Annotated in this window: 7 protein-coding genes; all 7 read right to left on the bottom strand. The window is 71.2% G+C overall.

What is annotated here, in order from left to right; translation table 11 throughout:
* Positions 1-6 precede the first annotated feature (6 nt).
* The gene (locus tag E1281_RS15145) at positions 7-423 is read right to left on the bottom strand and encodes a roadblock/LC7 domain-containing protein (RefSeq protein ID WP_131878565.1); all 417 of its coding nucleotides are present in this window, start codon (positions 421-423) and stop codon (positions 7-9) included.
* On the bottom strand, positions 420-3,203 hold the full coding sequence (locus tag E1281_RS15150) for a nitrate- and nitrite sensing domain-containing protein (protein ID WP_131878567.1): 2,784 nt from the start codon (positions 3,201-3,203) through the stop codon (positions 420-422). The genes E1281_RS15145 and E1281_RS15150 overlap by 4 nt, the downstream gene beginning before the upstream one ends.
* A gap of 157 nt (positions 3,204-3,360) precedes the next feature.
* Entirely contained in the window at positions 3,361-3,708 is a 348-nt protein-coding gene (locus tag E1281_RS15155) for a hypothetical protein (RefSeq protein WP_131878569.1), read from the bottom strand.
* Between the two features lie 46 nt (positions 3,709-3,754).
* Positions 3,755-4,267: an ATP-binding protein gene (locus tag E1281_RS15160; RefSeq protein WP_165958940.1), complete on the bottom strand. Its 513-nt coding sequence runs from the start codon at positions 4,265-4,267 to the stop codon at positions 3,755-3,757.
* Positions 4,268-4,429: 162 nt separating this feature from the next.
* Positions 4,430-5,011 (bottom strand): PadR family transcriptional regulator, encoded by a 582-nt coding sequence (locus E1281_RS15165; RefSeq protein WP_131878573.1) that lies wholly within the window; start codon positions 5,009-5,011, stop codon positions 4,430-4,432.
* A 141-nt stretch (positions 5,012-5,152) separates the two neighbouring features.
* The gene (locus tag E1281_RS15170; RefSeq protein ID WP_131878575.1) at positions 5,153-7,003 is read right to left on the bottom strand and encodes a fatty acyl-AMP ligase; all 1,851 of its coding nucleotides are present in this window, start codon (positions 7,001-7,003) and stop codon (positions 5,153-5,155) included.
* Positions 7,004-7,009: 6 nt separating this feature from the next.
* Positions 7,010-8,756, bottom strand: a 1,747-nt coding sequence (locus E1281_RS15175; protein ID WP_207943292.1) for an acyl-CoA dehydrogenase, incomplete at its 5' end; no start/stop codon positions are given.

Consider the following 8,756-nt stretch of genomic DNA (forward strand, 5'->3'; position numbering starts at 1 on the left):
CGCCGGTCACCGGGGTCCGGCGCCGGGACCCTGCCGCAGGCCCGTCGACAGCTGCCTGCCGACCCGCTTGACCAGCATCGTCATCTCGTAGGCGACGAGGCCCGCGTTGGCGCCGACCTCGCTGAGCAGTGCCAGGCAGCTGTTGGCCCCGGCGGGCACGACGAAGAACAGGCCGTCCTCCATCTCGATGAGCGTCTGCCGGATCTCGCCGGACTCCAGCTGCGGCTTGGCCCCGATCGCAAGGCTGTGGAACCCGGCGGCGAGGGCCGCCAGGTACTCGGCGTCCTCGCGGCCGACGCCCCGGGACATGCCCATGACGAGCCCGTCCCGCGACAGGACGACGACCTTGCGGATCTGCGGAACCCGGTCGACGAGATCGTCGAGGAGAAAGTTCAGCTCGGCCCCGACTCCCTGCTGGGTCATGATCTTCCCTCCATGCCGTCCGCCGGTCCCTCGTCCTCGTCCCTGCCGCGGAGCCATCCCGCCTGCAGGGAGGCGAACAGGTCCCTGGACGCCTCGGCCGAACGGTTCTCCCAGGCGGCGACCGCGTCGTCCTGGGCCGCCGCGGGTGCGGCGAACGGGTTCTCGTCGCGCAACTGTGGCGCGAGGTTGCCGCCGCGCACGCGGCGCGGCAGCGGGGCGCGCCCGCCCTGGCCCGCCTGCGCCTCACCGAAGGACGCGGGCGCCCCGTAGCCGGTGCCGCCCTGGGGGCCCTGGCCGTACTGCTGGGGCCCCGGCGCCTGGAACGGGCGCGTCGCGCCGAAGGCGGTGCCGCTCTCCTGGTACGGCCCTTCCTGGTACGGCGCTTCCTGATAGGACGGGGGCCCGTACGCGGACGACGGCGGGGTCCCGTACGACGGCGGGGTCTCGGACCCGTCGTACGACGGCTGATCCGTGGTGGACGCCGGTGCATTGAACCCCACCGTCGCGTCATGGCCCGGCTGGTCCTCGGGGGACGCCGGAGTCTCGGGCGGCACGGCGCCGTTCTGCACCACGTCGTGCGCGGTGTCATAGGCCGGCGCGGACGTGTCCCACGCCGGCGCCGACGACTCGTACGCCGATGTCGCCGTGTCGTAGGGCGTCGGTGCGTTGAGCATCGCCGTCGACGACGGCGCGGACGGCGTCGGCCACGCCCTCGCCGACCCGTTGGCGGACGCGGCGCCGTTCTCCTGGACGGGCCTGCCCGCGACCGGGACGTCGCCGCCGGTCCCGTCCTCGTCCTCGGGCTGCTCCACGTCCACGATGAGCCGGCGCGGGATCAGCACGACGGCGCTGACGCCCCCGTACAGCGACGGCTGGAGCGCGACCCTGATGCCGTGCCGGCCGGCGAGCCGGGACACGACGAACAGGCCGAGCCGGTCGGTGACGGCCAGGTCGAACTCGGGCGGGCGCGACAGCCGCAGGTTGAGCGCGTCCAGTTCGGCCTGGTCGAGCCCGATGCCGCGGTCGATGATGTCGACGGCGAACCCGTTGGCGCCCATCTCGCCGCGGACCAGCACCTCGGTGGGCGCGGGCGAGAACACGGTCGCGTTCTCGATCAGCTCGGCGAGCAGGTGGATGATGTCCGCGACGGCCTCGCCGATCACGGCGGCCTGCCCGGAGACCACGACGACCTCGACCCGCGTGTAGTCCTCGACCTCGGCGATCGCGGCGCGCAGCACGTCCTCGACGTGCACGGGACGGCTCCAGCCGCGGCCGGGGGACGTCCCGGACAGAATGACCAGGCCCTCCGCGTGCCGGCGCATGCGGGTGGTGAGGTGGTCGAGGCGGAACAGGTCCTCCAGGGCCTTCGGATCGGACGCGCCGCGCTCCATCTCGTCCAGCATGCGGAGCTGGCGGTGCAGCAGCGACTGGCTGCGCCAGGCGACGTTGAGGAACACGCGGCTGATGCCCTGCCGCAGGTATGCCTCCCGGACGGCGGTGTCGATCGCGGTGTGCTGCACCTTGGTGAACGCGTCGCCGACCCGCGCGACCTCCCGGCTCTTTCCGATGACGAGCGGCGGCGCCTCCGCCTCCACGTCCACCTCCTCGCCGCGTCTCAGCCGGGCCACGACGCCCGGCAGCCGGTCCTCGGCGAGGTTCAGCGCCGCGCGCTGCAGCCCGCGCAGCTCGCGCGACAGGCTGCGCGCCGCCAGCAGCGACAGGATGATCGACGCGACCACCGCGAACAGCCCGAACCCGCCCGCGAGGACCAGCCGCATGATGATCTGCTCGCCGATCGGCTCGGCCAGCTCGTTGAGCGCCAGGCTCGCCTGGGCGATCTTCTGCCCCCATGCCTGCGACAGCAGCTGCGTGGTGGCCTGCCACTGCGCGGCCTCGGGCGGCAGCCGGTTGTCCTCGGCCTTGACGATCGCCGTCTCGGCCGCGCGGAACCGCTTGAACTCCTCGGTTCCGGCGAGTTGCTGGAGCGGGCCGCGGATCTCGTCGTTCAGGTCGGCGAGGCCCGCCTCGAACTGCCGCCGTCCCTCGGCCGCCCACTGGACGAACGCGGTGTGCTCGGCCTGGGTGAGCCGCCCGTTGCGCGCCATCGCCGCGGTGACCAGCGAGTCCTCGCGCAGCATGGTGGCGTGGGCGTTGCCGATGCTGATCAGCGCGCGGCCCTGCGTGAGGATGGCCACGTCGTTGACCGTGACCAGGCCGTTGAAGACCTTGATGACCTCGTCGAGGACGGCGCTGTAGGAGTTGATGACCTCCAGCGCCTCGACGCCGCCGGCGTCGACGTCGGCGCGCAGCCGGGGCAGGGTGTCCAGCGCCTTGATCGCGACGGTGAGCCGCCGCTTGGTCTCGGGCTCGGCGGCGTCCCGCGCGTCGGGCGACAGCGCGGACTGGCGGAAGCCCGCCTCCAGGGCGCTCACCCGGCGGCGCTGCTCGCCGAGTTTCTGCTCCGCCCCGGCGTTGCCGGTGCTGAGCACGACGACGCTGAGCGAGCGTTCCGCCTGGAGCTGGCTCACCAGCGTGAGGCCCGGAACCCCCATCTTCTCGTACGTCGTGGAGAAGTCGTACTTGTCGTAGGCGTCGCCGAGCGTGATGTTCGCGGCGAACGCCCACAGGGCGATCAGGGACACCAGCGGAACCAGCAGCAGGGCCGTGATGCGCAGGCGGATGGGACGTCTCCGCCCGCGCCTGCGGGCGGACGCGACGTCCGGGGGTTTGCTTCTCGGGGCGGCCGCGTTGGGGTCCGCCGGCCGGCCTTCGGCGACCATTCAGATCACAACCTCATGCGGGGGGAACGGGCCGCGGGTTCAAGGCCCGTGTCAGCGGTCTTCGTCTTGGTCCTGCGCTCGTAGGCGCGCTCGTGCCCGTGCCGGTCTCCCGGCCGGTGCTCCGGTGCTCGGTCTCGTACCGCCGTGCGGGCGCGGTTCAGGACCGCGCGTCGTCCAGGGCCGCGCGTGCCACCAGCCCGCGGAGCCGGCTGGTGATCATGGAGACGGCCTGCGCGTGCCCGCGCGCGGCCTTCTCCCGCGTGGTGTACTGCCCGATGTCGGCGTGCATCGTGGTGTCGGACACGATCGTCTGCCACAGCAGCGGCCGCCCGTTCGCCGCGAACCCGAGGTCGATCACGGTGAACCAGGTCGAGACGACCACCACGACGCCGCCGACGCGGATGACGTCCTGCGCGAGCAGGCGTCCCCGCACGTCCAGCAGCAGCCGCTGGGCCTCCTCTGCGGTGGCGCGCATCCCGTCCGACCGGTAGTAGTCAGCGGACATGGCGCGCCCTCCCATCGCCGAACCGGGGATCTGCGAAGGGAAGGGCTCAGTGCCGGGAGTGTTCGTCCCGTGGCCAGGCCCGTATCTCGCACCAGACCGACTTGCCGGACGGGGTGTGGTCGGTTCCGTGCCGTTCGGCCATCACCGCGACCAGGAACCAGCCCCGTCCCGTCTCCTCCATGAGGTCGACCGGGCGCGGCCGCGGGACGGCGGCGCTCTGGTCGTCGACCTCGATGCGGAGCCGGGTGCCGGCGCGCAGCAGCTTCAGGCAGAGCGCCGAGCCGGGGATGGTCGCGTGCCTGACGGCGTTGGTGACCAGCTCCGAGACCAGGACCTCCACGTCGTCGCCGACGTGGCCGATGCCGGAGGACGTGCTGACGGACCGGCTGAAGCGCCGTGCCCGGGGCACCGATTCCCGTTCGGCGGGCAGGGTCAGCTCGCCGAGCAGGGTCGCGGCGGGCTCGTCGAGCCCCCGCAGGTCGTGTGCCGAGTGGGTGCCGTTGGGTGGGGTCGGGGCCAGGGTGCTAGGGAGTTCGATGGTGTGGTGTTCGCCCGACATGATGGACGCCTCCTTGACTAAGGCGTGTTGCCCCGTTCCAGTCCGGCCGGGGTGCCGGGCTGAGAAGGGCGCGGGGGGTTGATACCTGTGCCGCCGCCGTTCGGGCATGCGGTGGCACTGTGTTCGAGGGAACACGGGCCGCCCGTGCGTGACGCACTCCGGTCATGACGGCTCGCCTCCCTCGGCATGGGTGCCCGTCCGGGCTCGCAGGAGCCGGGCGGTGCTGGTGAACCACTCGTAGTTCTCCTGCTCGAAACGCAGGCCGCGCAGGCAGGTCAGGTAGGGGCCCACGGGGCTCCCGGTCTTGAGGAACGTCTCCTCGTCCATGTCGCCGCGCAGGTGCTTCAGGGTGTGCTCGAAGACCTCGACCTTGGCGGCGGACGCCACGGCCCGGTCCTCCAGCTGCGCGATGACGGGGCCGGCGGAGATGTGGTCCACCGCCTGGACCATGACGAGCAGGTTCTCGCGGATGATTCCTGCTTTGGCGGGGGTCGTCGCGAACCGTTCGAGCTCGTCGACGCCGGCCGGGGTGACGGTGTACACGCGCTTGTTCGGACGGTCGTGCTGGATGATCTGCCGCCCGCTGATGAGGCCTTCCGTCTCCAACCTCGACAGCTCCGAGTAGAGCTGCTGCGGTACGGCATGCCAGAAGTTGGAGACCGACAAATCGAAGATCTTCGCCAGCTGGTAGCCGCTGTACTCGCCATCGAGCAGCGCCGCCAGCACCGCGTGACGTAGCGCCATCGGCCTTCTCTCCCCGCCTTGACTCAGGGTTGTGGCGACGGTAGCAGACAACGACATGATTAGTCATGCTTTTGACTAGGTTTGTTGGGGCGATTTTTCCGGTTCACCGGAACTCCCAGAACCCGGGGGCCGCCTCGCCGGTCAGGCGGGCGTCCGCCGCGGCTCGGCGACGTCCGGTTCGAGATCGCCGACCAGCTCGGTGATCTCTCCGGCGAGGTACGCCTCGCGGGTCAGGCGGCGCTGCATCTTCCCGCTGGTCGTCCGCCGCACCGTGCCCCGCCCGGTCAGGACGACGCTGAGGGCGGGCAGCTCGAACGCGCGGGCCACGTGCGTCTTGATGAGGGACGCCAGCTCGTCCAGGTGTGTGCCCGCGGCCGCCCTGGTGCTGATCTCCTGGACGATCACGACCTGCTCCCTGCCGTCGTCGAGCACGTCCCCGCGGACGGCGTCCCCGGCGAAGGCCGTGTCCATGACGAACGCGGCGCCGGCGAGGGTGGCCGGGTGCGCCTCGCGGGCGGCCTCCTCGATGTCGTGGGCGTGGATGTTGCGCCCGTTGACGATGATGAGGTCCTTGATCCGCCCGGTGACGTACAGCTCGCCGTCGGCGATGAAGCCGAGATCGCCCGTACGGAGGTAGGGGCCGTCCCCGTCCACGGTACGGGCCTCGAAGCTCTCACGCGTCTCCTCAGGGCTTCGCCAGTAGCCGTGGGCGACACTCCCCCCACTGACCCAGATCTCGCCCACGCGACCCTCTGGCAGCCGCGCACGGGTCTCCGGGGAGACGATGCGGACGTCCAGCGAGACGGGCCGTCCGCTGCTCACCAGCCGACGCACCTCGCCGCCGCCGCCCGCCCGCGCGTCGCGCGGGACGGCCGTGTCGCGGGTGAGGGCCTCGCCGTCGAAGTCACGGACGACGGGACCGCCGCCGAGGGGCGCGGCGGTGATGAGGAGGGTCGTCTCGGCCATGCCGTAGCAGGGCATCCACATCTCGGGCCGGAACCCGACCGGGGCGAAACGCTCGGCCATCTTCTCCAGCGTCGCCGCGCGGACGGGCTCGGCGCCGTTCTTGGCCACGCGCAGCGACGACAGGTCCAGGCCGTCCATCTGGCGGTCGGTGATGCGGCGCAGCGCCAGTTCGTACCCGAAGTTCGGCGCCACGGTGATCGTGCCCCCGTAGCCGGAGATCAGCTCCAGCCACAGCACGGGACGTTTGATGAACGTGATCGGCGAGGTGAACACATAGCGGCAGCCCAGATAGAGCGGCTGGAGGAACTGACCGATCAACCCCATGTCGTGATAGTGCGGCACCCAGCCGACGCCCACCGTGTCGGGTGAACCCTCTATGCGCCGCCTGATCTCCTCGCCGTTGCTCAGCAGGTTCCCGTGGGTGACCATCACGCCCTTCGGCTCGCTGGTGGAGCCCGAGGTGTACTGGAGGAAGGCCAGGGTGCCGGGACCGAACTCCGGGAACGTCCAGTCACCGGGGTCGACGCCCGTGCCGCTCTCTGTGTCGAGGCAGTGGACGCGTCCCTTCAGGCCGGTGTCGTCCAGCCATCGGTCAAGCATGTCCCGGTGAGCGGTGTCGGTGAGGATCAGCGCGATGTCGGCGTCGTCGATGATGCGGCGGGTGCGCCCGAACCGCCCCGCGTCCAGGTCGGGCATGGGCGCGGGGACGGCGACGACACGCGCGTACAGGCAGCCCAGGAACGCCGTCAGGAACTCCAGGCCCTCCGGATACAGCAGCAGGACGGCCCTGTCGCGCAGGCCGCGCGCCTCCAGGCGGCAGGCCAGCGCGCGGGCTTCGCGGTCGAGTTCGGCGAAACCGAGGACGTTCTCCTTATACCTAGGGCCCGTTCCGGGGGGCGTGGGGGGGCGTCGTCCCCCCACAAGAGACTGGCCCCGTTCCTCACTGATGAACGTGAACGACCGGTCGTCGCCCTGCTTCTGGATGTTCTCCCGGACGAGCGACACGAAATCCCTGTGTGCGTGCATCGGCCATCACTCGTCTTCTGCAAGGGACAGCAAGGAGAACCAGCGCCGCTCGTCGAAGCTGCGGAACATCGCGTCCTCCAGCGAGGGGAGGAACTCCTCCGACAGGACGGTGTCGGGCTGCGCACGCTGGAGCAGGCGTTGCAGGCACAGCACCAGCCACTGCCCGTCGGCGAAGGAGCCGCCGAACTCGTGCCGGTTGTGGATCCACGTCAGGACGCACGAGATCATCGCGTGCAGCTCGCAGTACCGCTTCGCGCGTGCCAGCGCCGCCACCGACCCCGTGTCGCCCTCGCTCGCGCGTATCCCTTCGTCCACCTTGGCGCGCAGGCCCCCGATGCTGGACATCAGGTCCTTCAGCTCCGCCGCGACCCCGGGCGCCGCGTGCGCGTTCGCCGCCTCCAGCAATTCCTCGGAGATCTCCTCGAAGCGCTGCCCGACCTCGTCGCGGCCCTCGTTGGTGAGCTGCAGCATCCGGCCGTCGGGCTCCCACGCCGGCGTCGCCCGCGTCCAGGAGAACAGGTCGGCGAGCAGCTCCCGCTCGCCTCCCGTCTCCTCCGGCGGCTCGATCAGGTACGGGAGCTGCCCCGCGACGTTGGCGAGGTTGACGTGCGTGGTGCCCTCGAAGATGCTCGCGATCGCGTGGTCGCGCTGGAGCTTCTGGAACACCCCGTGCGCCACGCCCTCGCGCAGGTAGCCGCGCGCCGCGAGGACGGTCCCGATGCTGGCCACGACCTCCTCCCCGAGGACGGGGACGAAGTACTTCACGATCGACGACCAGAGGCTCAGGCGTCCGGGCGCCACCGTCAGGCAGCGCGCCACCGGGATCGCGACGCACTCGGCGATCAGCAGGTCCAGATGCGTCTTGACGAGATGGTCCCGGATGACCGGGATCTTGTAGATGTCCGTCCCGTACAGGGTGCGCTGCCGCGAGTACTCCATCCCGATGCGGACCACCGCGTCCATCGTGCCGACCGACAGCGCCGCGATCGCCGTCCGGGTGATCTGCAGCGTCTTCAGCGTCTGCACGAGCCCGGAACCGCGCCGCCCGATCACCCGGTCGGCCGGGATCCGCGCGCCGACGAACGCCACGCCGCTCAGGTCGTGGCCGCGCAGGCCGACCGTCCGCACCGGCGGCAGCGCCGCCCACATGTCCGGTTCGAGTTCCTGCTTGTCGACGAGGATGAGCGAGAAATCCCTGGTACCGGTCTTGGCGTAGGTGGTGACGAACCGTCCGCGGGTGGCGTTGCCCACGGGCCATTTCGTCCCGGTCAGCAGCAGCTCGTCCCCCTGGATGTCGGCCTCCGACTCCGACGCCATCACGTCGCTGCCGTGGTCGGCCTCCGAGACGCCGAAACAGGCCAGGTCGCCGTTCAGCACCCCGTCCGCCACGGTCTTGCGCTGCCACGCGTTCCCCCACAGCCACACCGGGTTCACGGCCAGCAGGCCCGACCCGTACATCACCGCGACGGTGACGCTGCGGCGGGAGATGCCGCGGGTGACGAAGAACAGGTCCTCAAGCGTCGTCAGCCGCCCGCCGAGCCCGCTCGGCACCAGGTACTTCGGAAACCCCCAGGCCCGGACGGCGTCGACCGCGCCCGACGGCAGCTCGTCCCGCTCCTCGGCCTCGACGATCGCCTTGTAGGAGAACGGCCCGGCCTCCTCGTCCATCGGATCGCCGAGATACACGTCCAGATCCGCGGCGACCCGGTGCGCCGCCGACAGCTCCATCCGCCCGGCCCGCACACCCCCCGCC

The organism is Actinomadura sp. KC345, from assembly GCF_004348515.1.
Taxonomy (GTDB): domain Bacteria; phylum Actinomycetota; class Actinomycetes; order Streptosporangiales; family Streptosporangiaceae; genus Spirillospora.

Excerpts from the sequence above, each read along its gene's own strand:
- E1281_RS15145 (WP_131878565.1), bottom strand. The coding sequence starts at position 423 with ATGACCCAGCAGGGAGTCGGGGCCGAGCTGAACTTTCTCCTCGACGAT.
- E1281_RS15150 (WP_131878567.1), bottom strand. The coding sequence starts at position 3,203 with ATGGTCGCCGAAGGCCGGCCGGCGGACCCCAACGCGGCCGCCCCGAGA.
- E1281_RS15155 (WP_131878569.1), bottom strand. The coding sequence starts at position 3,708 with ATGTCCGCTGACTACTACCGGTCGGACGGGATGCGCGCCACCGCAGAG.
- E1281_RS15160 (WP_165958940.1), bottom strand. The coding sequence starts at position 4,267 with ATGTCGGGCGAACACCACACCATCGAACTCCCTAGCACCCTGGCCCCG.
- E1281_RS15165 (WP_131878573.1), bottom strand. The coding sequence starts at position 5,011 with ATGGCGCTACGTCACGCGGTGCTGGCGGCGCTGCTCGATGGCGAGTAC.
- E1281_RS15170 (WP_131878575.1), bottom strand. The coding sequence starts at position 7,003 with ATGCACGCACACAGGGATTTCGTGTCGCTCGTCCGGGAGAACATCCAG.